We start from the raw sequence: 26,771 nt of genomic DNA on the forward strand, positions 1-26,771 counted from the left end.
AAGCCTTTCTTATTTTAGCCTATTTTTAATATCTACTTAAATAACATTGTTGTAAAAGCAGATAAATAATCTCTCCAATTTGACCAGGTATGACCACCCTCGCTTTCTTTATATTGATATTCAAACCCCATTCCATCAAGCTTTTTACGAAAATCGGTTACGTTTTTATATAAAAAATCTGTTTTTCCAATTGCGACCCAGTAAAGTTTATAGCCGTTTTTCTTTTGAGCTTGTAATTTTACGTCCAAATCTTTGTAAATAGGACTATTTGCACTCGCAGGAGCTAATATTGCCGGAGAAAATAGACCAACATAACCAAAAGTTTTAGGGTAGTTTGCCGAAATCCAAAGCGAATGAAATCCTCCCATTGATAAGCCAGCAATTGCCCTATCGTTTTGAGTTTTTCCGGTACGATAATTTTTCTCAGTGAAATCGATTATTTCTTTGAAATAAGTTTCCATGTCGCCGTTAAACACGTCCGGTGTCATCATAATTGGTTTATATAAACCTTTTGACGATTCTCCTGGCGCAGCAGTGTTACTCGTGTGTCCGTTAGTCATAACTACAATCATCGGCTTTGCCTTACCTGCGGCAATTAGGTTATCTAAAATCTGTGATGCTCTGCCAAGCTGCATCCACGCTTCTTCATCTCCACCAACACCATGTAATAAATATAAAACAGGATAATTTCCTTTTAATGACTCATAACCTGGTGGTGTATAAACGCTAAGTCTGCGACTGGTTTTAAGCCCTGCCGATTCATACCAACGTTTTGCGACTGTTCCATGAGGCACATCCTTAACCATATACAAATCGGCTTTGCCGTTACCAGCTAAAAACACGTTTACAACTGAAGACACATCGCGAATGAGGTACACATTATTAGGGTCTCTAATTTTCAATCCATCAACAATAAAACTGTAACTGTAAAGCTCTGACGGTAAAACTGAAGAAGTAAAAGTCCAGATACTATCTGCTCCTAATTTCATTGATTCTATCGCTGGAGCATTTCCTTTGGCAACCAAAAAGTCACCTTGTATTTCTACTTTCTTTGCATTTGGAGCCTTAAGCCTGAAAGTAAACGAACCATCACTATTGGTTTGTGGAGATATAATTTCCTTCTGACGACCAAAATTTAGATTCTCTTGAGCATAAATCAGTTTAGTGCTCATCAGAAGAAGGAGGAGTATTATTTTTTTCATGATTGGAATGATATGGTATGCTTAAAGATATAAAAATCCATAACTGATTAATGGTTAATTTTCGTCATAAAAAAAACGGATACCCAAAAGGGCATCCGCTCACTAATCAACTTAACTTAACAATTTTTTTAATATCCAGGATTTTGAGTTAACTTTTGGTTGTTCTTGATTTCTGGTGTTGGTATTGGGAATAATAAATGCTTCGCTTGTAATGGTTGGTTAACACTTTTGTTGATATGCCCAACAAAATTATCAAATCCCTTAGTGGTTTCATTGTACACTTTACGTAAACGTAGCATATCAAACCAAATTATGCCTTCGTAACATAACTCGTGCCAGCGTTCTGTCCAAACTGCTTCCTCAAATGCTGTTTGTGTTAAACCGGCCAATGGCGTTAAACCTGCTCTAGAGCGAATCGCATTTACTGCTGCATAAGCGGCTGTATTTGCTATTCCGTCCGCTCTGTTCTGAGCTTCAGCATAAATTAACAAAGTTTCTGCATAGCGGATTTGCGGAATATTCAAATCACTCCTACTGGTTCCTTCTACACCAAGTGTTCCATTGGCAATGATGTCGAAATATTTAAACACGTAAGCTTTCCCTCTGTTTATCAATGGCAGTTTGAAACCATCAGTATAATAATCGGTAAAGAAAAATCCTTCACGGTTTTTTGCTCTTATGTCACCGGCATCATACGAAGTGAAAAATTCAGGAGTAGGTATCGAGGTAGCTATACCATCAATCTTTGAAACCAGTGGCTGATGCAAAGGTAAATATGACGATTGAAGTGGATTCCCTGCACCAGCTGCATCATTATACTGAATACCGAATAAGTGCTCAACCTTGTTATCGTTTTTGGCATCGTGAAGCGCAGCGTAATTAGGAAAGAGACCTACAACAGTTGGATTGGCTGTTGAATAATCAATCACTTCCTTAGCTTTCGTTGCAGCAAGTCTGTAATATTCGGCTCCCTTATTTAAAGGCTGACCAGCCATTGTTAAATAAACTTTAGCCAGCTGAGTTTTGATGGCTGCCGTAGAAACTCGTCCACTTGCATCCATAAAAGGCAAACCTGCCGCCTCTGCTAAAATTAAATCATCAACAATTTGTTTATAAACCTGTTCTTGTGGAGTTCTTGCCGGTGAGAAATTTGGATCGTTAGGACTTGTTATTGGTTTTACAATAAGCGGAACATCTCCCCATAAACGAACCAGATAGAAATATGCCCAGGCTCTGACAAAGGCAGCCTCTCCAAGAATACGCTTTTTTTGCACAGCATCCATTGGATTTATTCCCGGAACTTTATCCAAAACCAAATTAGTTTGTGCGATTAGTTTGTAAAAGCCATTCCAATTTTGGTTAATATGAAGATTAGAACCATCATAAATTAGCGAATACAAGTTATTCAAATCTGAGTTTTGTGCTGTCTCGGTCGTTTGTATTCCAGAAGGAGCATCAAACATTTGCCAGTTATTTGAAAAAATTCCTGCCCCGTTACCAATAAATCTAAGCTCGGCATAAACAGCCGCAATTCCTGCCTCCGCATGTTCAGGCAAGGTGTAAAAACTTGAGGGCGATAGGTTCGTAGGGTCCTGCTCTTCCAGGAATTTCTTACATCCCGAATTACTCGTTATCGCGACTGCTAGAAGCGATAACAAGACAATATTTTTTATATTAATTTTCATTTTAGTATTTCTTATCGTTAATCAATATTACAGTCCGATGTTTAAGCCCAGCATAAAAGTTGTTGGCTTAGGATAATCGAAAAAAGTTTGTCCTTGTGCAAAAGCATTACCGTAGGTGGTCACCTCCGGATCGTTTCCGGTATATTTAGTGGCAAGGAAAAAGTTTTGGACTGAGGCGTAGACTCTAAGTCTGCTCAATCTTAATTTTTGTACAACTGAAGGATTGAATGTATAGCCTAACAACAAATTTTTACCGCGGATAAATGAACCATCCTCTAGCCAGTGCGTATCCACATTGGTTACATAACCTGCCGACTGATCACGGATAGCAGCGATAGATGTGTTTTGATTTTGCGGTGTCCAGGCATTTAAAACACTTGCAAAACTATTGGCCTGTACCTGTCTGTCTTCGCCAGAGTGGTGTGTCATATTTAATATATCGTTACCATAAGAATATTGTAATTCTACTATCAGATCAAGATTTTTATATCGAAATGAGTTGGAGAATGATCCCCAGCCTTTTGGAGTTCCGTTTCCAATAATCTGTCTGTCTGCATCTGTAATTGCTTTGTCGCCATTTACATCAAGATATTTCACATCACCAGGAAGAAGTGTTTTACCTCCTCGATAACTTACAAACTGCGCTGCAGTTGCTCTTTCGGCTTCACTCCAGGTTCCTAAACGAACAAGTCCCCAAAAGGAGCCAACAGGTTCTCCAACTCTGATGATTCCGGTTTGATTGGTAAAGTTTGGATTACCAACACCAAAAATATCGTCAGGAGTTGCTAATGATAGTACCTTGTTGCGGTTTAAAGATATGTTGAAACTGGTTTTCCAGGCAAAGTTTTCCGTTTCAACGTTTATGGTATTAATACCTAAATCAACCCCTTTATTACGCATTGAGCCAATGTTTTTGCGAATTACGGCATAACCAGTTGAACGAGGAACTGGTGCATCCAACAGCATGTCTGTTGTTTTTCTATAATATACATCGGCTTCTATATTAATTCGGTTATTTAATAAACCCAATTCAAGTCCGGCGTCATATTGTGCAGTTTTCTCCCAAACTAAATCAGGATTGGCTAGTCTTCCAATACCAATACCTGTAACTCTTGTATCATTTATGATTGCTGAATTGTTAACAAGCGTTGCTAAAGATTGATATGCAGGCAACTCAGAATTACCACTCAATCCGTAGCTGGTACGTAATTTAAGGTTTGATATTGTTTTATTTCCTTTCAAGAAACTTTCTTCAGATACTTTCCAAGCCAGGGCTGCAGAAGGGAAAAAAGCAAACTTATGATTTTCTCCAAATTTTGATGAACCATCTACCCTGCCTGTAACTGTAGCTAAATATTTATCCTTAAAAGCATAATTTATCCTTCCGAAATAAGAATTAAATGCTGAACGGTTTCTGCTCGAGCCAACTGTAATCGATTTACTTCCCGAACCCAGATTATTATTACCATAAAAATCGGTTACAAAATTCTCTGCATGACTAGTGTTACTGAAAAAATTGGTTTCTTGCCATGAAAAACCTAATAAGGCGTTTAGTGCGTGAGATTCTCCAAAACGCTTGTTATAAGTTAAATAATTCTCTAATGACCAGAAGGTTTCCCTGTCATCAGTAATGTTAGCTGTACCGTTTTGCCCATCAGAGATACCATATAGTAATTTAGCGTTATATTCATTAATATTTCTGCTCACAACGTTCGCACCAAGTTGTGTTCTGAACTCCAAATCCTTTGTTAGGCTGATGGTACTGTAAAGACTTCCTAATGCGGTTTGAGTTACAACACCATATTTCTGATCAGTTAAAATATGTACCGGATTTGAACCGCCTTCTGCCCATGGAATCAACTTATTATCACCCCATCTTCCATCAGGTAATTTAATCGGTAGAAAAGGAAAAGCTTCTGTAATCATCCTAACAGAATTTAATCCGCCAGTACCTTGGTCTACAATATTTTCTTGTTGATTATTATAGCTTAGGTTACCCCCAACTTTTAACCAGCTTTTTATCTTACTATCGAAGTTGAATCTGGCAGAATAACGTTTAAGAAAAGAGTTTTTAAGAAGGCCTTCATCATTGCGATAACCTGCAAAAATGCCGTAAGTGCTATTTTCGTTACCACCAGAAAATCCAAGTTGATGGTTTTGCGAAAGTTTATTCTGTGTTGACTCCTTTAACCAATCCGTATTATACAGAGGATTACCATTACCATCGAAAAATTGGGGTAAAGCGATTCGGGCATTTTTTGGAACTGGTGTAGAAGCATAATTCCCCGCTGCCCAGCCTACCGGATCGTATACTTTAATATTCTCATAGGCCAAATCCTGTACCTTAACGTATTCGAAAGCATCCAGCATTTCAACATGTTTTGGACCAAGTGTATTTACAGAAAAATCTGCATCATAAGTAATGCGTTGATTATTGGCTGTTCCTTTTTTAGTTGTAATTAAAATTACACCATTAGCACCCCTTGCACCATAAATAGCAGTCGATGAAGCGTCTTTCAATACCTCAACAGAAGCAATATCGCTTGGGTTGATATAATCAATAGCACTGCTATTCTGGGTCTGTGAACCTACAGGCAGCGCCACTCCATCTACTACATAAAGAGGATTATTACTCGTATTTATAGAACTAAATCCCCTGATTCTGATATTGGTCTGTCCACCAGGTCTTCCTGAATTGGTATTCACCTGAACACCTGCAATCCTACCTGCTAACGCCTGATTAAGGGATGGAGCAGGGCGCTCCTGGAGTTCACTTGCTTTAACTACACCAACTGAGCCGGTTAAATCACTCTTCTTAACGGCGCCATATCCGATTACAACAACATCGTTAAGTTCATTTGCTTCCGCGGGTTCTATTTTAACATTAAGGGTTGAACCACTTCCTACGGTAACATCTTTGTTTTTATACCCGATAAAAGTAAAGCGAATTACATTACCCGGACTCGCCTCGATAACGAATTTTCCTGAAGCGTCTGTAACCGCGGATTTTCCTGTAGTTTGATTTTTTACGCCAACTCCAGGCATGGATTGATTTTTTTCATCCGTAACAGTTCCACTAATGGTCGTCTGCTGCAATAGAGGAGAAAAATTTGAAATTTTAAATCCATTTGGACCTTCCTCCATGGGATTTTTTGAAAAAACAGGGCCATGGAGCAGCAAGAGCATTGCTAGCCCTGAAATCTTTGATAGATTCATTCTCATAAATTTTATAAATGGTTAATAATGATAGAAAATTATGTTACATAAAACGATTTAGTTAATAATTAAAAAGAATTGAAGATTACAGGAAATAGAAAATGGGAATGCTAAATAAGTAATAGAAGCAAACAGAAAGATGAAATTGATAATAATACAATTTCGCTGGTAATGATAGAATTATATATAAATCTCATAGGGTTAACTTGGTTAGAATTAAAACGATTTACTAATCCAATAATAGATAATTATATAATTTAATGCAAATTATTTATAATAAAAAAAATACATAAACGTATTCGTAAAAATACAGACTTATTAATTATACATTATATGTAAATTATGTGCACTTTAATCTTCAAAAAATTATAAAAAATACCTCTTCAATGGCTCCCAAACCCATATTTGCGGCACTTGAGCTTATAAATCAAACCAAATGACTTTATTCTCAAAATAATCTGAAAATATTTAGGTTTTGGCAACATCATATAATGAAATAGTTAAAAATTTCTGCTCTTCGGTAAGCTAATAAGTCACAAAATTTAAATTTTAGACTAATTATTTATTGTATTATTCTTTAGTAGTTAAAGAGGCATTCAATGATGTTTACTGTTAAAACTTTCTATTAAGACTTTATTCGTAAGCAAAAAATTACCTTTTATAATTCACTTTTAATCAGACCATTAATTACCTATAAAAGAAAAAAGAATTGATAAAAGGCATTATATGTTTTGGGCATAAAACTGGGCACCATTGTTGAAGCAAACTTTACACACACAAATTAAACACATATGAAAAAACTACTATTTATCTGCCTACTGGCAGTTGTGGCGTTGGGCTGCAAATCGGTTTCGTACTACGAACCCAAATTTACAATTGGTATGACTGAAGCTGATTTTAAGCAAAGCAACCCTAAATCTATGTTAGTATCGTCTGCGGATGATAATACAAAAATTTATAGAAGTACTTATGAGGGTTGGAGACCAATTCCAGAACCTTATTCATTCTTTTACTTTAATAACAGCAAATTAGTAAGGTTTGTAAAATCTGATAGGCTTGATGATTACAAATTCATTCAATAACAAAAATGCCTCACGATTTTATCGTGAGGCATTTTTAATAATATTATTAATTTGCTTAAGCTTTGTTTTTAGTATCCTGTACTTCTAAACGTATAGCCTGAGCTAAGTTTTTTAAATCTTGCATGCCTTTACGTACACGAGTACCTGCTGCGCTGTTACCTTTGTTATAGAATTTGTCTGCGTCAGCTTCCAAAGCTGCAACTAAACTTTTTACTTCTTCAAATTTTTTCATTTTTAAATGCTCCTGTAATTTTAGGTTTTTAGTTTTAATTTAATTTGTATATCTAATTTAACGTGTTTAATTAAATAAAAAAACTTTTGTGCTAATAAAAAACGGCCTCTAAAGCCCTTTTTTTCCACATTTCGGACATTTATACACAAACAATTGTAACATATTTAATATAATAAGCTAAAAATCAGAATATTACAAAACTAGTATAACAAAAAATGCCCTTTAAACTGAATTAAAGGGCATCGAAATATTTGAAATTTGCTTAAGCTATCTCGAATTGGTTTTCTTTATAATAACCATTTTCCAATTTCTCAGAAACTTCGCTAAATGCATCTAATGTACGTTGTACATCTTCAAGTGTATGCACCGCTGTTGGAATTAAACGCAACTCAATCATACCTTTTGGAATAACCGGGTATACTACGATAGAACAGAAAATACTATAGTTCTGGCGTAAATCAAAAGTAATCGCGGTAGCATCACTTAATTCTCCTTTTAAGAAAACCGGCGTTACCACAGAATCTGTTACGCCTAAATCAAACCCACGCTCGCGTAAACCTTTTTGCAAGGTCATGGCAATTTCCCAAAGTTTATCTTTCAGTTCTGGCTTACTTTTAAGCAGTTCTAAGCGTTTTAATAATCCAATTACCATTGGCATAGGCAATGCCTTTGCAAATGTTTGAGAACGCATATTATATCTTAAGAAGTTAGTAATTTCTTCTGTAGAAGCTACGAAAGCACCAATACCTGCCATTGATTTTGCAAAAGTACCGAAGTAAACATCGATGCCATCAATACAATCCTGTGCTTCGTGTGTACCTGCTCCTGTTTTACCCATAGTACCGAAACCGTGAGCATCATCAACTAGGATTCTGAAATCGAAATCTTTCTTTAAATCGACAATTTCTTTCAGTTTACCTTGTGCGCCACTCATTCCAAAAACACCTTCGGTAATTAAAAGAATACCACCACCCGATTCGTTGGTTAATTTAGTAGCACGTTCTAATTGTTTTCTTGCACTTTCGATGTCATTATGCTTGTACACAAATCTTTTACCCATGTGCAAACGCAAACCATCAATAATACAAGCGTGAGATTCCGCATCATAAACAATAACATCGTTTCTATCTACCAAAGTATCGATAATGGAAACCATACCTTGGTAACCATAGTTCAATAAGAATGCATCTGGTTTACCAACAAAAGCAGCAAGTTCTTGCTCCAATTGCTCATGATACTTTGAGTTACCACTCATCATACGTGCACCCATCGGATAAGCCATTCCAAATTGTGCTGCAGCTTCTTCATCTGCTTTTCTAACTTCAGGATGATTGGCTAAACCTAAATAATTGTTTAAACTCCAAACCAAATGCTCTTTTCCTTTAAATTGCATGTGTGGTGCAATTTCTCCCTCCAATTTTGGGAAAGAGAAATACCCATGAGACCATTTTTGGTGTTGGCCAAGCGGACCCATGTGTTTTGCTATCTTCTCAAATATATCCAATGTATTATGTATTATTATTGTGTTAAAATTTTGCGAATTTACGGTTTATTCGGCTTAAAATCAACTCATTTAATCCGTCTGATGTCAATTATGAATTTTTAACGTTTTAACCTTATGCCAAAAAGGCCCCGATACATCGGAGCCTTAAAACTATATTTTGATTGGATTAATCAACGTTATCGTGTAGAAATGAGTTATTAGGTCTGATTTCTGTTCCTCCGTCCTGGTCGTTGCTTAATGTAAAGCGACTAACCTGAGACTCAGAAGAATGTTGAACCTGTTGTAACTGCATTTGCTTGCGTTTGTAAGCAGGCTCGTTTTCTAATTCCTGTAAACCATTTGTTGTACGAAGTTTCATACTTAAATCTTTTAAACGCATAATACGTTCTTTCGATTTTTTAAGTTGTTCTTCAACTGATTCATCATTCTGATTATCATCCAAACCAACAATTGGCAATTCTGGTTCAGGTTCCGGCATTTGCGGTACTTCAGCAACAGGAGTTTCAAAAACGTATTCTGTTTCAGCCAGTTTTATCTCAAATTCAAAGCCTTGTTCAGCAGGCGCTTCTGCTTGTGGTTCTTCTTCAATTAAAGTATGACGAACGATTTCATTTTCAGGCTCCTGATATTTTGAAGTTTCTGTTTTGTTAAACATTCCTCCAAATAAATCTGCTTGTGGTGCTTCTTCTTTCAACTTCATTACTGGTTCTGCAACAGGAACAGTCTTTGGCTGAATGAAAGAATTAACAGGCTCAACAGCACGTACTAATGGTGCTTCTTCAGGAGTTAATAAAGAGATTTTCTTTTTGTTTTTCTCTTCATGCACACGCTCATCAGAAGTTTGAAAACCAGTAGCAATTATTGTTACCGATAATTTATCATCTAATGTTTCATCAGTACAGTTACCCCAAATTAAATCAGCAGATAAACCTGCTTTTTCCTGAATGTAATCTGTAATAATTGAAACCTCATCCATAGTTACTTCACGTAAACCAGAACTAATGTTTAATAAGATATAACGGGCACCTTCAATTTCATTATCCTTTAAAAGAGGAGAAGCTAATGCACCTTCAACCGCTTGTAAAGCTCTGTCTTCACCGTCAGATGCATGGCTACCCATTATTGCAACACCGCTATCTTTCATAACGGTACGCACATCTTTAAAATCGACGTTTATATAACCAGGAACGGTAATAATTTCGGCAATTCCTTTCGCGGCAGTTGTTAAAATATCATCTGCCTGACCAAAAGCTGAGCCAAGGGTTAGGTTTCCAAAAATTTCTCGCAACCTGTCGTTTGAAATCACTAAGTAAGAATCAACATACTTTTTCAGTTCTTCCAAACCTTCATCTGCCTGTGATCTTCTACGTTTTCCTTCAAAAGAAAAAGGAGTTGTAATTATAGCAACTGTTAATATATCAAGTTCTTTTGCAGCTTTCGCGATAATTGGACTTGCACCAGTACCAGTACCACCACCCATTCCTGCTGTAATAAATAGCATTTTGGTTGTACTACCAAGCATAGCTTTAATATCATCGATATTTTCAATCGCTGAGTTTTTACCAACTTCAGGAATTGATCCTGCACCCATCCCTTCGGTTAAGCTAGCACCCAATTGAACCTTGTTAGGTATAGGACTAGACTCCAAAGCCTGAGCATCGGTATTACAAATAATAAAGTCTACACCCGTAATTCCTGACAGGTACATATGGTTTACTGCGTTGCCGCCACCGCCACCAACACCAATTACTTTGATGATTGACGACTTATCTTTTAACATTTCGAACTGCATAATATTATGAATCAGTTGTTTAAAATTTTTTAAATTCTGTTCATTACTCAATGTAATATTAACACTTTTTCAACAGACGTTTTCCACAACTGTTCATAATGTGGAAAACTCTTTATTTGTTGAAAAAATTAACCTTTCAAGTAATCTTCATCGCTTACATCCATGTCATCCTGGATGAAAATTTTAGTTTTTGCCAGCAACTTATCAAATAAGCCTGGTCCGCGTTTCTCTTTTTCTTTTTGAGGTTTTGATTTATCAACGATAACTGTACCTTTTCTAATTTCTATCTCCTGCTCTTCTGCTCTTTGGATACCTTTGATTAATAAACCAACACTGGTTGCATACATCGGGCTTTTTAAATCATCATAAATGGTTTTCGGCATATCTTCATACTTAGATAAATGCTCGTTAGGGTAACCAATGCGGCAATCTAAACCAGTTACATATTCTACCGCCTGAGATAAATGTTTAAGCAAAGCGCCACCACCAGTAATTACAATACCACCAATTAATTTTTTCTCGTATCCTGATGATTTAATCTCGTAGTAAACGTGTTCGATAATCTCTTCCATTCTGGCCTGAATAACATAAGCCAAATTTTTAACCGAAATTTCTTTAGGTTCTCTACCTCTTAAACCCGGAACACAAATAATTTCGTTTTCCTTGTTTTCTTCTGCCAATGCAGAACCAAAGCGTGTTTTTAAAAGCTCCGCCTGGTTACGCATTACTGAACAACCTTCTCTAATATCTTCGGTAACACTGTTTCCTCCGAAAGGAATAACTGCTGTATGACGAATGATCCCTTCGTGAAAAATAGCAATATCTGTTGTACCACCACCAATATCTACAAGTGCAATTCCCGCTTCTTTTTCTTCATCGCTCAACACCGATTCCGAAGAAGCTAAAGGCTCAAGAATTAAATCCTGAGTTTGCAATCCTGCATTATTTACGCATTTAATAATGTTCTTTACTGCTGTAACCTGACCAGAAATGATGTGGAAGTTAGCCTCAAGGCGCACTCCTGCCATCCCGATAGGATCTTTAATCCCCGGCTCGTTATCAATGGTAAATTCTTGTGGTAAAACATGAATAATTTCTTCGCCCGGAGGCATAACCAGTTTAAACATATCATCAATTAACTTATCGATATCTTTTTTACCGATTTCGTTATTTAATTCCCTTCTGGTTAAAATACCACGGTGCTGCAAACTCTTAATGTGTTGCCCCGCAATACCAACGTTAACAACCTGAATTTCTACATTCGATTGTCCGCTTGAAATTTCAACAGCCTGCATAATACCCTGCACGGTTTTCTGAATATTAGAAACCACACCCCTCGTTACACCTGCTGATTCGGCCTTGCCGATTCCTAATACTTCAATTTTACCATGCTGTGTTCTGCGGCCTACAATAACACAAATTTTTGTAGTACCGATATCCAGGCCAACTACAATTGGAGACTGACTAGTATGTTTTGCCTTGTCCATATTCGTTAATTTTGTTGAGTTTTATATATTGTTCTTCTTAGGGATCTATTTGTTTTTCTTTTCTTTATCCTTTTTCTGATTTGCATCAGTTTTTGGTTTTGTTGTGGAAGTTTTAGCTAAAGTGCTTTTTTTAACCTCTTCTTTTTTTGGTTCGGCTTTCTTAACTTCTGGTTTAGCAGTAACCTTTGCTTTCTCTTTAGTAGCATCAGTTGTTTTCACCTTTTCCTTTTCAGGCTCCTTTTTCTCTACAGCCTTGGCAGGTTCTGCCTTTGTTACTATTGGTTTCGATGCGGTAACTGCTTTCCTTTGCTCATCGGTTCTTTCATCTGCATCATCAGCAAGCGATTTTCCAATTGCTGCCTTTATTAAAGAATCAGCAACCTTTCTGCTGAGACTTAAACTATCTACCGCAGTTAGCTTTTTACTTTGCTTACCAATTAATGATGAATCTCTTTTCTCGCAAACAATTTGATTGGTATATTTTATATTAATTGTGCGATAAGTTTCCCATCCAACCTGTGGCATTGCCTTTTTGTAAAAAACCAACAGGTTCTTCATTTTTTTATCCAATGAATCTGCATTTCCAAGAATAATGCGTTGGTTACCAACCCTCGGAATTAGTTCAATATCATTTTTAGAATCAACTGTAATTTGTTCAATCTGATTATCCCAAAGGGTATCTCTTTTAATGTATTGAGCAGTTTTGTATAAATCTCTCGCCATTTGGGTTCTCAAAGTATCAACCCTTGTTCCAAAAACTTCCTGAATATTGCCTGTAGCAACAAGTACATTAGCCGTAAAGTTTGGAGAAATTGGCATTTTTAAACCATCATTATCAATATAAAAATCCTGTCCGCTGCTGTTCAAAATTCTTAAAATAGGTTGACGTTGTTTAATCTCAATATTTAAAACACCATCCATATCTACAAAAACCTTAGCAAAGCCGATGTAAGGATTAGCCTGAAGTTTCTTTTCAATTTGATGAATGTTAATCTGCTCTAAATTTCTACCCACTAATACACCTTGGTCTTCTCGTAAGATCTGATCAACTTCTTCACGCTCTATAAAATTATCCGCACCAGGGATTAAAATTTTAACATTTGTACATTTAACCGTTTGCTTTTTAACATTAATAAAACTTAAAAGCACCACCAAACCAGCAAGGCTTACAAGCCATGCAAATCCAGTAAAAATAGCGCTCCAGTTTATCCTATTAAGCATTTGTTAAAATATTTTTTATTGGTTCAATTAAAGTATCGATATCTCCGGCACCCACAGTTAAAATTAATTCAGGCTTGGTATTTTTAATATATTCTGTTACAGCTCCTTTTTCTATTATTCTTTTATTATTTGAATTTATTTTATCCAGTAAAAAAGCAGAGTTCACACCATCAATAGGCAATTCTCTCGCTGGATAAATTTCAAGCAATAACAATTCATCTGCCGTACTTAAAACCTTTGCAAACTCATCTGCAAAATCTCTGGTTCTGGTAAACAGGTGAGGTTGAAAAATCACCGTTAGTTTTTTCTCCGGATACAATTGTCTAACGGCATCGAAACAAGCTCTTAATTCTTCAGGGTGATGCGCATAGTCATCAATATAAATCTGATTATCGTTATTTACAATATATTCAAAGCGACGTTTTACGCCTTTAAAATTTGCAACTGCTTTTTTAATCTTCTCAGCATCAATTCCAAGTTTTAACGATATCGCGATGGCTACCGCTGTATTTTCTACATTGTGTTTTCCAGGCAACATCAAACTCAAATCCTTAATACTGTGATTTTCATCAGCATAATCGAATACGAATTTTGAACCTTCAACCCTTAAGTTTTCTGCCTTTGCTACCGCAGTATTACTTGCAGCGTAGCTGATGCTATTTTCTAAAGGCAATCCTTCATGCCCAAATAAAACACCATTTGGTTTAAGCTGACCAGCAAATAAATGGAACGATTCTTCTAGATGGCTTTTATCTCCGTAAATATCTAAATGATCAGCATCCATTGATGTAATAACCGCAACATCTGGATGAAGTGTAAGGAAAGATCTGTCGTATTCATCAGCCTCTACCACTACTACATTATTTTCTCCAAACAGCACGTTGGTATTGTAATTACTGGTGATGCCGCCTAAAAATGCAGTACAATCGTAACCTGTATCTTTTAAAATATGCGCTACAATTGATGAAGTTGTAGTTTTACCATGGGTACCCGCAACGGCAATGCAAAACATGCCTTTACTGATAATACCTAAAACCTCAGAACGTTTTTTTAAGCTGAAACCCTGATCAATAAAATGACTTAAAATCTTCGAGTTTTTTGGAATTGCTGGTGTGTAAACAATCAGACTATCATCGTGCTTATCTAAAAATGCACAAGGCAAAGCCGCAGATTCATCCAGATAAGAAATCAAAATACCTTCCTGTTCTAATGTTTCAGTTAGTTTGGTTCTGGTTTTATCGTAACCACAAACAACCAAGCCACGCTTAGCAAAATAACGGGCAAGCGCACTCATACCGATACCACCGATACCCACGAAATAAACCCTATTTATTTTACTTAGTTCCATTTTATTTGAGCTTAAAGCTGAAAGACAAAAGCTTAAGGCTTTCCTTTCAGCTATTCAGTTATTTGTTTACTTTTAATTAATACTTTGTTATCAAGCAATTCTGCTTTTATCTTTCAGCTTTAGTCTTTTAACTTATTTTATCAACTTCAATACTTCCTTCGCTATAATTTCATCTGCCATTGGCAATGCCATTTTACCTATATTATCTGCAAGCAATTCACTATGAGCTTTATCATTCAGCAATTTCAAAGCTTCGGTTACCAAAGTATCTTCAGCAGAGCGATCGTTAATTAACACTGCTGCATTATTTTTAACGAGCGCCAGAGCATTTTTAGTTTGATGGTCTTCAGCCACGTTCGGCGATGGTACCAAAATCACTGGTTTTCTAATCATACAAAGCTCTGCAATTGTACCTGCACCTGCCCTGCTAATAATTACATCAGCGGCAGCGTAGGCTAAATCCATCTTATTTAAAAACTCCAGAATTCTCACGTTTGGGTGATAATCCAGTCCTAATCTTTCGATAATTCCTTTATAATAAAATTTGCCTGTCTGCCAGATTACCTGCACATCTTTTGAAAGAATTTCAGGTAAATGTTTTTCAATTGCTTTATTTAATGTTCCGGCACCAAGACTTCCGCCTGTTACCAATATTGTTTTTTTCTGAGGATCTAACTTTAAAAGCTCTGCTCCTGAAAAATGCTTTCCTCTAATATCTACAACTTCACCTCTTACTGGGTTTCCCGTTTTTAAAATCCTATCCGCAGGGAAGAAAGCGTCCATATTATCAAAAGCGACACAAATTTTTGAAGCCTTTTTTCCCAGCCACTTATTGGTTACACCTGCGTAAGAATTCTGCTCTTGTATCAAATACGGAATTCCTTTTAATGAAGCTGCGTACAATAAAGGACCAGAAGCATAACCACCAACGCCAACAACTGCATCGGGCTTAAAATCATTTATCAGTTGCATCGCTTTGCGAACACTGCCCAAAACCTTAAATGGCAAAGCCAGATTTTTCACAATTGAACCACGTTGAATGCCACTAATGTTTAATCCCACAATTTTATATCCGGCAGCAGGAACTTTTTCCATTTCCATCCGGCCGATTGCACCCACAAATAAAATTTCACAAGCAGGCACAATACGTTTTAGCGCATTGGCAATGGCAACGGCGGGAAAAATGTGCCCGCCTGTGCCACCTCCTGATATGATAATTTTTGGGGAATTATTCATTTGTTATATTTAAGCTTTGAAGCTAAAAGACCAAAGTCTAAAGCTTTATTTTTACTAACACTATCTCTTTAAACTTTCGGCTTTAAGCCTTAAGCTCTTCTAAGCCATCGCCGGAATCTCTCCAACAATAACTTTATTACTTACTTTAGTTTTATCGCCTGTTGTTTTACCTGCAACGTTTTCTTCTACATCTCGGCTAACGCTTAAAATAATACCAAAAGCCACACTTGTAAATATCATCGAAGTACCACCCATACTCACTAGCGGAAGTGGAACACCTGTTACCGGGCCTAAACCTACCGCTACAGCCATATTTGCAAACGCCTGAATGGTTAAACTAAAACTCAGTCCAGCTGCAAGCAATGCACCAAATGCCTTGGGCGCCCTGGTTACAATTTTTATACATCGATATAAAAGCACCAGGTAAAGCATCATAATCACAATTCCCCCTAACGTTCCCCATTCTTCAATAATAATGGCGAAAATAAAATCAGAATAAGGGTGCGGAAGGAAATTACGCTGTGTGCTATTACCTGGTCCTTTACCAAAAACACCGCCGGTTGCCAAAGCTATTTTTGCCTGGTCGGCTTGAAAACTTTTATCAGAGTGTACCAATTCCGGATGTAAAAAGGTTCTGATACGTGATTTGTATGTTTCACTTCTTGGACCTAAAAACCCTACAAGTAACAATAAAACTAAACCGCCTGCACAAACTATCGAAATCTGTTTTATACTGATTCTTCCAATAATTAAAAGCAAAATGCTTACGCCGAAAAGCATCAACGCTGTAGACATATTCGCAAGAGCGATTAAAACGAATACTGAACAAACAGAAGCCATAATCGGTATAAAAGATTCTCTTAAATCCTTAATATTTTCTTGCTTTTTAGTTAGCATACGTGCTAAAAAGGTAATTAATGCCAGTTTTGCTAAATCGGAAGTTTGAAACGTTAAGCCAATAACCGGAATTTTAACCCAGCGAGAAGCATCATTTAAATTTGTACCAAATATTAATGTGTATAGTAATAACGGTATGGTTACAATCATCAATATTTTGGATATCCCTGCGTAATATCGATAATCGAGTAAATGGGAAATGTAAATCATCCCAATGCCTAACATTACAAAAATCAAATGCTTATACAACAAAACCTTTTCAACCGATTGGTTTTTCTTGTATGCATAAGCACCAGTGGCACTATATACTGCCATTATTGAAATAAGCGAAAGCAGGATGATGATTAACCATATCCATCTATCACCTTTTGTTTTATTAAGTAGAGCTTGCAACATATTGTTAACCTCCTTCTATAATTCTTTTACAGCCGCTTTAAACTGATTTCCACGGTCTTCATAATTTTTAAATAAATCGAAACTTGCACAAGCAGGCGATAACAAAACCGAATCGCCACGTTTTGCAAGGTGGAAAGCAATTTGAGCTGCTTCCTCTGCCGAAAAAGTATTTACAATCACTTCAACATCATCCTCAAAAGCATCATGAATACGTTTATTATCTTTACCTAAACATACAATTGCTTTGACCTTGCTTTTAACCAAATCTTTAAGCATACCATAATCATTGCCCTTATCCACACCACCCATAATCAACACAACATCAGTAGTCATACTTTCTAAAGCATACCAGGTAGAATTAACATTGGTTGCTTTACTATCGTTGATAAAATCAATTCCAGAAATTTTTGCAACATGCTCCAGGCGATGTTCAATATTTTTGAAATTACCCATACTCTCACGAATAGAATCATTTCTTAACTCTAAAACCTTTGCTACAATGCCCGAAGCCATAGAGTTGTAAATGTTGTGCTTGCCTTGTAAGGCTAATTCTGTAATAGACATGGTTAGTTCTTTATTTGGTTCAATGTGTATGTGTATTGTATCGTTCTCTAAATCTGCTCCGTCTTTAACCTTTTTGTTTATAGAGAAAGTATATGTTTTCGCCAATGGCTTTACCTTTTGCAGTGCTTTCAAACTTTCTTCATCATCAGCACAGTAAATAAATGTATCATCAGCAGTTTGATTTTGAATAATTCGCATTTTTGAAGCCGCGTAATTTTCAAGTTTGTAATCGTATCTATCTAAATGATCTGGCGTGATGTTTAGCAAAACCGCTACATCAGCTTTAAACTTAAACATATCATCGAGCATGAAACTCGAAATTTCAAGCACATACCAGTCAAAGTTTTCAGTTGCAACCTGAGCCGCAAAACTTTGTCCGATATTACCTGCAAGACCAACATTAAGCCCGGCGTCTTTTAAAATATGATAAGTAAGTAAACTTGTTGTTGATTTACCATTAGAGCCCGTTATACAAACAGTTTTAGCATTTGTATATCGCTTTGCAAACTCAATCTCAGAAATTACCGGAATACCCAAAGCAACCAACTTTTTAATTATTGGAGCTGTTGCAGGAATACCCGGACTTTTAATTACTTCGCTTGCATTTAAAATAAGCTCTTCAGTATGTTTCTCTGATTCGAACGGTACAGATAACTTTTCTAAAGCAGCTTTGTATTTATCTGTAATCACTCCAAAATCAGATACAAAAACATCGAAACCTTGTAATTGAGCTAACTTTGCAGCACCAACACCGCTTTCACCAGCACCCAAAATTACAACACGGCCCTGCCCTGCCATTGCTGAGGGAGTGTTGTTTGTTGTATTTTGATTAGTGCTCATTTCTTTATTCTTTTATTAATCACCTAAGACACCTTAGATTGGTTTTTTACTTTTAACTTTTTACTCTTTACTTTGTACTTAATCCCTATCTCAATTTCAGGGTTACAATCGTCATGATGGCGAGCATAATTCCAATAATCCAAAAACGGGTAACAATTTTTGCTTCGTGATAACCTTTTTTCTGATAATGATGATGTAAAGGCGACATCAGGAAAATCCTTCGTCCTTCACCAAATTTCTTCTTGGTATATTTGAAATAGGAAACCTGCATAATTACCGAAACAAGTTCGATTAAGAATACTCCACACAAAATTGGAATTAGCAATTCTTTACGAATCATAATTGCAAACGATGCAATGATACCTCCGATGGCAAGACTACCGGTATCGCCCATAAAAACCTGAGCAGGATAAGAGTTATACCAAAGGAAACCTACGCAGGCACCCACAAATGCACCCGCAAAAATCATCAGCTCACCCGAATTCGGGATGTACATAATATTCAGATAATCGGCGAAGCCAGTGTTACCTGAAACATAAGCCAAAATTCCGAGCGTGGTACCGATTACGGCCGATGTTCCCGTTGCAAGTCCATCTATACCATCCGTTATATTTGCTCCGTTTGATACTGCCGTGATGATAAATACTGTAAATGCCAGAAATACAAGAAAGGCATATTTTTCATATCCAGTTCCTAAAAATTTAAGCACCTTAGCGTAATCAAACTCATTATTTTTATAAAAAGGAATATTGGTTTTGGTTGATTTTACATCTTGTGTGTAGTAGAATGTTTCTCCTTTTTGGCGCAAAACCATTGGCACTGTTGAAGTGTTTTTAACATCATCTTTAACCGTTTGGCGAACTACAATATTTGGATGGAAGTACATTGTACAGCCTACAATAATTCCCAAACCAACCTGACCAACAACTTTAAATCTCCCTGCTAAACCTTCTTTATTTTTCTTAAAAACTTTGATGTAATCATCTAAAAATCCAATTGCACCCATCCAGATGGTGGTTATAATCATCAGGATAACGTACACATTAGCAATGTTTGCAAATAATAATGTTGGAATTAAAATACCAAGCAAAATGATGATACCACCCATTGTAGGCGTACCTTGTTTTTGCATTTGTCCTTCAAGACCTAAATTTCTTACCGTTTCACCAACTTGTTTTGCATGTAAATAATCAATCAACCTGCGGCCATAAACCGTAGTAATTATTAATGACAAAATAATTGAAACTGACGCACGAAAAGTAATGTACTGGAACAACCTTAATCCAGGAATATCGTAATGCTTATGCAGGTATTCGAATAATAAATATAACATTAGCTGCGAGGGTTTAATTGTTCAAGTAATATTTCCTTATCATCAAAATGGTTACGTGCGCCATTTATTTCCTGGTATTTTTCATGTCCTTTTCCGGCAATTAGAATAATGTCTCCGCTTTGCGCCAAATGACAAGCTGTTTTTATAGCTTCTTTTCTATCCAAAATGGATAAGGTTTTACGTTTATTGGTTGGCGAAACACCTGCTTCCATATCCGCAATAATGCTTTGCGGATTTTCAGTACGCGGATTATCAGAAGTAAGAATTACCTTATCGCTCCAATCGCAGGCAACCTGAGCCATTATCGGCCTTTTAGTTTTATCCCTATCTCCTCCACATCCAATTACAGTAATCACCTGCTCATTTCCTTTTCTGATGTCTGCAATTGTACCTAATACATTTTGTACAGCATCAGGAGTATGTGCATAATCTACAATTCCGATAATTTTATCATCAGAAACGATATAATCAAAACGACCTTCGGCTCCGCTTAAGCGGCTCAAAAGCGTAAGCACTTTAAGTTTATCTTGCTCTAATAAAATTGCAGTACCATAAACAGCAAGCAAATTATAGGCATTGAAAGAACCAATCAGTTTGAAATAAACATCTTCATTATCAATATCTAAATGCAAACCAGCAAAACCGTTTTCTATAATTTTAGCTTTAAAATCGGCAAGCTGTTTAAGCGCATAGGTTTTTTTATGAGCCTTTGTATTTTGCAGCATAACCATACCATTTTTATCATCGATATTGGTAAGTGCAAAAGCTGATTTAGGTAGCAAATCGAAAAATGTTTTCTTAGCTTTTAAATAAGCATCGAAAGTTTTATGGAAATCAAGATGATCATGTGTAAGGTTAGAAAACACGCCACCAGAAAAAGTTAACCCTTCAATTCTATGTTGAGAAACCGCATGAGAACTAACTTCCATAAAACAGTAGTCGCAGCCTGCATTTACCATATCCTTCAGCAGTTCATTTAAGGCTAAAGGGTTTGGAGTAGTGTGCGTTGAGGCAACAACTTTATCATTTACAAAATTCTCTACAGTAGAAATCAGCCCAGTTTTGTAACCTAAATCTTTAAAAAGTTTGAATAATATGGTAGCGATTGTTGTCTTACCATTCGTACCGGTAATACCTATCAGTTTTAGTTCTTTTGATGGATTTCCATAAAAATTACCAGCCATAATTCCCAGCGCAACTGAAGTATTATCAACTTTTATGTAAGTAACATTGTAATCCTCAATTTCTGGAAGGTTTTCACAAATGATAACTGCTGCACCTTGCTCTACAGTTTGATTTATATATTGATGCCCATCAGCCGCTGTTCCTACAACTGCAAAAAATACATCGTCTTTGGTAATTTTACGCGAATCAAAATTAAGTGCATTGATCTCTCTATCGGTTTTACCAACCAATTCTTTAATCGTTACACCATATAGCAAATCTTGTAATTGCATGCTTTTTTAATTTTGAATGAGTGAATTTTGAATGAGTGAATGTTCGACAAATAGCCAAACAACATTCTGTCAATCAATCATTCTATAATTCATTTTAATCTAATTGTATATCTACCAGTAAACCTTTACCAACCTTGACACCAGCCTGAACAGATTGCCTGATAACCTTTCCAGAACCTGTTACTCTTGTTTTTAATCCTGCGTTGCCCAAAAGGTAAAGCGCATCTTTTAAACCCATACCCGATACATTTGGCATTACACCCTTACGCTCATTATTTTCCTGAAAAATTGTTCCTGCACTGGTATCAATTGTATTATAATATTCAGATTTAGAAGCAAAAAGTGGCTTAAACCCAAATGCTTTATAAACTTTTTGTGTGGCTTTACTTTGTCCGGCCTTTGTTGGCGGATTACCTGTATTGCCAACCAACGCTGCAGGCACATCATTGTACATCTGCATATCACTTGCGTAAATTCTGTCTGCAATCTCTCTAAAAACCGGACCTGACACCAACGCACCATAGTAAGCACCTTTAGGATCGTTAATTACCACAATCATCGAATACTTAGGTTTATCAGCAGGAAAATAGCCTACAAAAGATGCCTGATACTGCTTGTTTGCCCTATAACCTTTATTGGCATCAGCAACCTGAGCCGTACCTGTTTTACCAGCAATCTTATAAAGTGGATTATAAACAATTTGTTTACCACTGCCTTCGGTTACTACGCCCTCAAGCATTTTTTTGATTTTGCTTAAAGTAACATCTGAGCATATTTTATCGTTTATAACCCTTGCTTTAAATTGCTCTATCGGATTACCCAATCTCCTTACTTCTTTAACAAAAATTGGTGCAATGTATTTACCATTGTTAGCCACAGCGTTATAAAACGTAAGCATTTTCAATGGCGTTAGCTGCATTTCATATCCATACGCCATTTGAGGCAAGGTCATTTTACCCCAACTTTTATTCGAAGGATTTTTTACTACAGGTTGCGCTTCACCTGGAATTTGAAGTTGAAGCTTTTCATTCAAATGCCAATCGTATAAATGATCGGTAAATTTTTTAGGATTTTCACGGTAAGCGTTATTTACCATCGATGCAATTGCCGCGTTAGAAGATTGCTCGAAAGCTTTCTTAACGGTTACCACACCAATACTCCCGTGAGAATCTTTAATCATATGTCCAGGAATTTGATAATTTCCGGTTGCAACCATTGTATTCGTATCTACCTTTTCATCCTCTAATAAAGCCATGTAAGACGCAAGCTTAAATGTTGAGCCCGGATCTTGATTACCAGCAATTGCGTAATTGAATTTCTCTTTATAAACACCTTCTTCAACTTTAGAGAAATTTGCAACAGCCCTTATTTCTCCGGTTTCAACCTCCATTACAATTACCGCACCGTGGTCTGCTTTACTTTTAATCAGTTGTTTTTCTAAAGCACTTTGCGCCAAATCCTGCATGTTAATGTCGATGGTCGAAATAATATCTGCTCCATCTTTAGGGGCAACTTCTTCTTCATCGTTAACCGGAACATAAACACCACCAGCGATACGCTGCATTAATCTTCTTCCGGTTTCGCCATTAATGTATTGATTGTATGCCCCTTCTAACCCTACTCCATTTTTCACATTAGCATTTTTATAACCAATTGTACGGGCAGCAAGTGCTTTAAAAGGTAAAATGCGTTTGTTTTGTTGTACCGCGATTAAGCCTCCATTAAATTTACCAACATTGTAAAGCGGAAATGTTCTTATCGTTTTTAAATCTGAATAACCAACTTTACGATGAATAAGCAGATAACGGGCGCTATCCTGACGACCTTTACGAAGAATTCTTGAGTAATCTTTCGGGCTCTTATCTTTAAAAATCCATGCTAACTTCATCCCAAGCGAATCAACTTTTTCATTAAAAATCTTATCATCAGCAATGCCGCCTGCAAACATATCCATACGCAATTCATATTCAGGAACAGAAGTAGCCAGTAAGCTACCATCGTTCGAATAAATATTACCTCTGGTGGCCTCCACAGCCATATACCTCGTCGAAAGACTATCCGCCATAGCCTTCCACTTATGTCCCTGTACGAATTGTACCTGACCAAGGCGTAAAACTACCGCCAAAGCAAAAAGCACAATTAAGCCAAATGCCAGATATACACGAAGCAGAATGTTTGCTCTAATATTCATCGCTTTTAACAATTATTTTTTTTGGAGGTTCTATTAATTCTTTTATTCCTAGTGTATCAACCTTTTTAGCCACTTCAGTTAGTTTGCTTTTAAACATTAACTCGGCTTTCATAGATTTATACTCCCATCTTAACTCTTTTACTTCTTTATTTAACTTATCAATTTTGCGTACATTATTTACTGCAAAGTGGCTGTTAGCGATATAAACCATACCTAAAAAAGCCAGAAAACACAAAAACGGCAATGCATCTGTAGCCGCTTCTTTTGATATCACACCCTCAATAAAAAACTTACCGATAAAGGTATCTGCAAACTTTTTCTCGTCTTCAGATTTTACTCTTTCGGGTTTTACCTTTTCCGATTTAACTTTTAATTCGGGCTCAGGTCCTAACTCCTCGTCTTCTAAATCTTCCCTGAACCTGTTCATATTTTTTCTGCTATTCTTAACTTTGCACTTCTTGCCCGATTGTTCAAGGCAATTTCTTCATCAGTTGCTACTACAGCTTTCCTGGTAATTACATTAAATGGCTTTTGATGATTACCAAAAAAATCCTTTTCCACCTCACCCTGAAATTTACCTTTAGCCATGAAATTTTTAACCGGCCTATCTTCCAAAGAATGATAAGACATCACAACCAAATGACCACCTGGTTTTAAAACTTCTGCTGCTTGCTGAAGGAAATTCTCAAGAACCTGTATTTCTGCATTTACCTCGATTCTCAAAGCCTGGAATACTTGCGCTAAATATTTATTTTCTTTTCCTTTTGGGATGTATGACGCGATTGCAGATTTGAAACTATCGATATCAGTAAAAGGCGCATCTAAGCGTGCCGTCACAATAGCTCTTGCCAGCGATTTTGCATTTTTCACCTCACCATAAATTCCAAAAATTTTATGCAATTTATCTTCTGTGTAGGTATTTAAAACTTCTGCTGCTGTAAGTTGTCCGTTTTTATCCATACGCATATCCAAATCCGCATTAAAACGAATAGAAAAACCACGCTCCGGAATATCAAACTGATGAGATGACACACCTAAATCCGCCAGAATTCCATCAACCTGCTTAAAGCCTTTTAACCGAAGATTGTTTTTAAGAAATCCGAAATTCTGATCTATAAAAATCAAGCGATCATCAGAGGGAATATTTGCCTGCGCATCAGCATCCTGATCGAAAGCGATTAAAGTTCCGTTTTTCCCAAGATGCTTTAAAATTTCTTTTGAATGACCGCCACCACCAAAGGTAACATCCACATAAACGCCATCAGGCTTTATATTTAAACCATCTATGCAAGGCTGAAGCATAACTGGTACATGATAATTAGACTCCATCAGCACCCCCTTTCTTTCCCCCCATTACTTTCTGCGCTAATGCAGCGAAATTTTCGGGCACATTATCAAAAATATCTTCGTAAGATTTTTTATCCCAAACTTCTATTTTATCGAGCTGACCAGCCAAAACGATATCATTTCCTAACCCGGCATATTCTGCAAGAGATTTAGGAATTAATACACGGCCGGCAGCATCAAGATTAATTTCTGTTGCGCCACGAGTGAATGAACGCACAAACATTCTAACCTCAGTATCGTAAGTATTTAATTTACTTACTTCAGCCAAAACTTCATTCCAAACAGACTTCGGATAAATAACAAGATTTTTCTCGAAACCACGATTAATTATGAACCCTTCTTTCTCGGCTTCAGGCAATTGTTTCTTAAGCGCAGCAGGTACCATAAGGCGTCCCTTTGCGTCAAGTTTACAATCAAATTCACCTAAAAGTTGGATCATAGTGGTATTTACACTTTTTATGTAGTGTAAAAGTAAAGAGTTCTACCACTTTTTACCACTTTTTACCACAAAAAAGTTTTCCACATCATTTTTCTACCACCAGAAGACTAAAACAGATATTAAAAAAACCTAATCAGCAATATTAAAAAGGCGTTATACGCTGATAAAAAACAAGTTAGATAAAATTATCTCATTCCATGAACAAAATTAAAGTTAGATGGTTACTCATCAAAAATCATTCTATTGCTAGACTGTAAAGATATACAGGCCAGGGTGATATATATAATAAGGTTATGAACATAATCCCTTGCTTAAAAGGCAAGAGAGTGACAGGCAAGTCATCGATGTAAAATGGTACCTTCAAGCTAGAATGAGTTGTGTATTTGTTATTCTCGAAACTAATTATAGTTGAGCTGATCGGCAGCGAATAACGGTTGTGAGCGTTGTGAAATATTTTCTTACAATCAATATGGATGCGGTAAAAAGTACGGCCAGAGATCATAGATTTTAAATACTAAAATACAGCAATACGATTCAAGCTTTTTCGGTTAAGCTTTTACTAAATTTATTCTCATTCTAGCAGACAAAAACAGATGCAGCGCTAAATCCATAACGCTGCATTTTGAACTAATTAAGGTTAAGAATGATAGAAATATTAACCTACACTTTCAAACATTAAAATAATATTAAAGTTTCAGCTAAAAAAAAATCCTCCCTCAAACTTTAATTTTAAACATGAAATGGGACTTACTTTTTTGCTGTTCATTTATGCAAAAAACCTGCACCAAGCTCCAGCAGGAATTTTCTGCACAGACTGCGACTCCATAGAAATTATACTATGCTATCGCATATTCGACACACAGCCCTTACCCGAAAAATACAATGCTTCTAATATCTCGCTAGTGCCTTACTCTAAGTGACCAGGATAGAAAAAATCAAATTGCTAAGATGCGCAGTTAAATTATAACGCGGCTTGAAAAGCTATTGTTGACCGCTTTCTAATGGACTAAACATCTGAGCATGCTTGATTTTGCTATTTTCATATATCAAAACAGCTACATCACACAAGGGGTAGGAAGCCCGAGGAAGTTGGGATACCTTGGATGCAAACCATTTGCTGAAATCATGCTCCAGTGCCCCAACTCTTCGAATCGTGATTACACCGTTTCGATAAGTAACCATTTCTTCAACTAAAATCCTTTGAAGATTGAAGCCAAGCTCAATCCCATAGGCATCGGAAGCGGTTACCGCTTTGTTCTCATTACTCATCATTTCACCCATCAAATTTCAAATCTTACCACA

Annotated in this window: 20 protein-coding genes; 1 reads left to right on the top strand and 19 read right to left on the bottom strand. The window is 36.5% G+C overall.

Going from position 1 to position 26,771, the window contains the following annotated elements; genetic code table 11:
- Nucleotides 1-32: 32 nt before the first annotated feature.
- The 3 genes from ACO05K_RS11645 to ACO05K_RS11655 form a co-directional block, all read right to left on the bottom strand.
- The gene (locus ACO05K_RS11645) at nt 33-1,202 is read right to left on the bottom strand and encodes an alpha/beta hydrolase-fold protein (protein ID WP_421944602.1); all 1,170 of its coding nucleotides are present in this window, start codon (nt 1,200-1,202) and stop codon (nt 33-35) included.
- A 128-nt stretch (nt 1,203-1,330) separates the two neighbouring features.
- Entirely contained in the window at nt 1,331-2,887 is a 1,557-nt protein-coding gene (locus tag ACO05K_RS11650; protein ID WP_421944603.1) for a RagB/SusD family nutrient uptake outer membrane protein, read from the bottom strand.
- A 27-nt stretch (nt 2,888-2,914) separates the two neighbouring features.
- Nucleotides 2,915-6,103 (bottom strand): SusC/RagA family TonB-linked outer membrane protein, encoded by a 3,189-nt coding sequence (locus tag ACO05K_RS11655; RefSeq protein WP_421944604.1) that lies wholly within the window; start codon nt 6,101-6,103, stop codon nt 2,915-2,917.
- Between the two features lie 791 nt (nt 6,104-6,894).
- Here ACO05K_RS11655 and ACO05K_RS11660 point away from each other — a divergent pair.
- Nucleotides 6,895-7,185, top strand: coding sequence for a hypothetical protein (locus ACO05K_RS11660; protein ID WP_421944605.1), 291 nt, complete (start codon nt 6,895-6,897; stop codon nt 7,183-7,185).
- 55 nt (nt 7,186-7,240) lie between these two features.
- Here the strand turns inward: ACO05K_RS11660 and ACO05K_RS11665 are convergent, their stop codons facing one another.
- The 16 genes from ACO05K_RS11665 to ACO05K_RS11740 all read right to left on the bottom strand — a co-directional run bounded on the left by ACO05K_RS11665 (nt 7,241) and on the right by ACO05K_RS11740 (nt 26,741).
- Complete coding sequence (locus ACO05K_RS11665) at nt 7,241-7,417, bottom strand: hypothetical protein (RefSeq protein WP_010602932.1); 177 nt, start codon at nt 7,415-7,417, stop codon at nt 7,241-7,243.
- Between the two features lie 262 nt (nt 7,418-7,679).
- Entirely contained in the window at nt 7,680-8,921 is a 1,242-nt protein-coding gene (locus ACO05K_RS11670; protein ID WP_421944606.1) for an aminotransferase class I/II-fold pyridoxal phosphate-dependent enzyme, read from the bottom strand.
- 166 nt (nt 8,922-9,087) lie between these two features.
- Nucleotides 9,088-10,713: a cell division protein FtsZ gene (ftsZ, locus tag ACO05K_RS11675; RefSeq protein ID WP_421944607.1), complete on the bottom strand. Its 1,626-nt coding sequence runs from the start codon at nt 10,711-10,713 to the stop codon at nt 9,088-9,090.
- A 128-nt stretch (nt 10,714-10,841) separates the two neighbouring features.
- Nucleotides 10,842-12,200 carry a cell division protein FtsA gene (gene ftsA / locus ACO05K_RS11680; protein WP_421944608.1) on the bottom strand — a complete coding sequence of 453 codons (1,359 nt, stop codon included), beginning with the start codon at nt 12,198-12,200 and terminating at the stop codon, nt 10,842-10,844.
- 45 nt (nt 12,201-12,245) lie between these two features.
- A complete protein-coding gene (locus ACO05K_RS11685; protein WP_421944609.1) occupies nt 12,246-13,421 on the bottom strand; it encodes a cell division protein FtsQ in 1,176 nt (391 codons plus the stop codon).
- Nucleotides 13,414-14,769: a UDP-N-acetylmuramate--L-alanine ligase gene (gene murC, locus ACO05K_RS11690; protein WP_421944610.1), complete on the bottom strand. Its 1,356-nt coding sequence runs from the start codon at nt 14,767-14,769 to the stop codon at nt 13,414-13,416. The genes ACO05K_RS11685 and murC overlap by 8 nt, the downstream gene beginning before the upstream one ends.
- 132 nt (nt 14,770-14,901) lie before the next feature.
- Nucleotides 14,902-16,005 carry an undecaprenyldiphospho-muramoylpentapeptide beta-N-acetylglucosaminyltransferase gene (murG, locus tag ACO05K_RS11695; protein WP_421944611.1) on the bottom strand — a complete coding sequence of 368 codons (1,104 nt, stop codon included), beginning with the start codon at nt 16,003-16,005 and terminating at the stop codon, nt 14,902-14,904.
- Nucleotides 16,006-16,104: 99 nt separating this feature from the next.
- Nucleotides 16,105-17,298: an FtsW/RodA/SpoVE family cell cycle protein gene (locus tag ACO05K_RS11700; RefSeq protein WP_421944612.1), complete on the bottom strand. Its 1,194-nt coding sequence runs from the start codon at nt 17,296-17,298 to the stop codon at nt 16,105-16,107.
- 15 nt (nt 17,299-17,313) lie between these two features.
- On the bottom strand, nt 17,314-18,702 hold the full coding sequence (murD, locus tag ACO05K_RS11705) for a UDP-N-acetylmuramoyl-L-alanine--D-glutamate ligase (RefSeq protein WP_421944613.1): 1,389 nt from the start codon (nt 18,700-18,702) through the stop codon (nt 17,314-17,316).
- An 85-nt stretch (nt 18,703-18,787) separates the two neighbouring features.
- Nucleotides 18,788-20,035, bottom strand: coding sequence for a phospho-N-acetylmuramoyl-pentapeptide-transferase (mraY, locus tag ACO05K_RS11710; RefSeq protein WP_421944614.1), 1,248 nt, complete (start codon nt 20,033-20,035; stop codon nt 18,788-18,790).
- Nucleotides 20,035-21,492, bottom strand: a complete 1,458-nt coding sequence (locus tag ACO05K_RS11715; RefSeq protein ID WP_421944615.1) for a UDP-N-acetylmuramoyl-L-alanyl-D-glutamate--2,6-diaminopimelate ligase — start codon at nt 21,490-21,492, stop codon at nt 20,035-20,037. Before ACO05K_RS11715 ends, mraY begins: the two co-directional genes overlap by 1 nt.
- Nucleotides 21,493-21,586: 94 nt before the next feature.
- Nucleotides 21,587-23,683, bottom strand: a complete 2,097-nt coding sequence (locus tag ACO05K_RS11720) for a penicillin-binding protein (protein ID WP_421944616.1) — start codon at nt 23,681-23,683, stop codon at nt 21,587-21,589.
- Complete coding sequence (locus tag ACO05K_RS11725) at nt 23,673-24,110, bottom strand: FtsL-like putative cell division protein (protein WP_421944617.1); 438 nt, start codon at nt 24,108-24,110, stop codon at nt 23,673-23,675. The genes ACO05K_RS11720 and ACO05K_RS11725 overlap by 11 nt, the downstream gene beginning before the upstream one ends.
- Complete coding sequence (gene rsmH, locus ACO05K_RS11730; RefSeq protein ID WP_421944618.1) at nt 24,107-25,012, bottom strand: 16S rRNA (cytosine(1402)-N(4))-methyltransferase RsmH; 906 nt, start codon at nt 25,010-25,012, stop codon at nt 24,107-24,109. The genes ACO05K_RS11725 and rsmH overlap by 4 nt, the downstream gene beginning before the upstream one ends.
- Nucleotides 25,002-25,469 carry a division/cell wall cluster transcriptional repressor MraZ gene (mraZ, locus tag ACO05K_RS11735; protein WP_421944619.1) on the bottom strand — a complete coding sequence of 156 codons (468 nt, stop codon included), beginning with the start codon at nt 25,467-25,469 and terminating at the stop codon, nt 25,002-25,004. The genes rsmH and mraZ overlap by 11 nt, the downstream gene beginning before the upstream one ends.
- A 981-nt stretch (nt 25,470-26,450) precedes the next feature.
- On the bottom strand, nt 26,451-26,741 hold the full coding sequence (locus tag ACO05K_RS11740) for a hypothetical protein (protein ID WP_421944620.1): 291 nt from the start codon (nt 26,739-26,741) through the stop codon (nt 26,451-26,453).
- Between the last annotated feature and the right edge of the window lie 30 nt (nt 26,742-26,771).

The sequence above is a fragment of the Pedobacter sp. genome, assembly GCF_965227205.1.
In the GTDB taxonomy this organism is placed as follows: domain Bacteria; phylum Bacteroidota; class Bacteroidia; order Sphingobacteriales; family Sphingobacteriaceae; genus Pedobacter.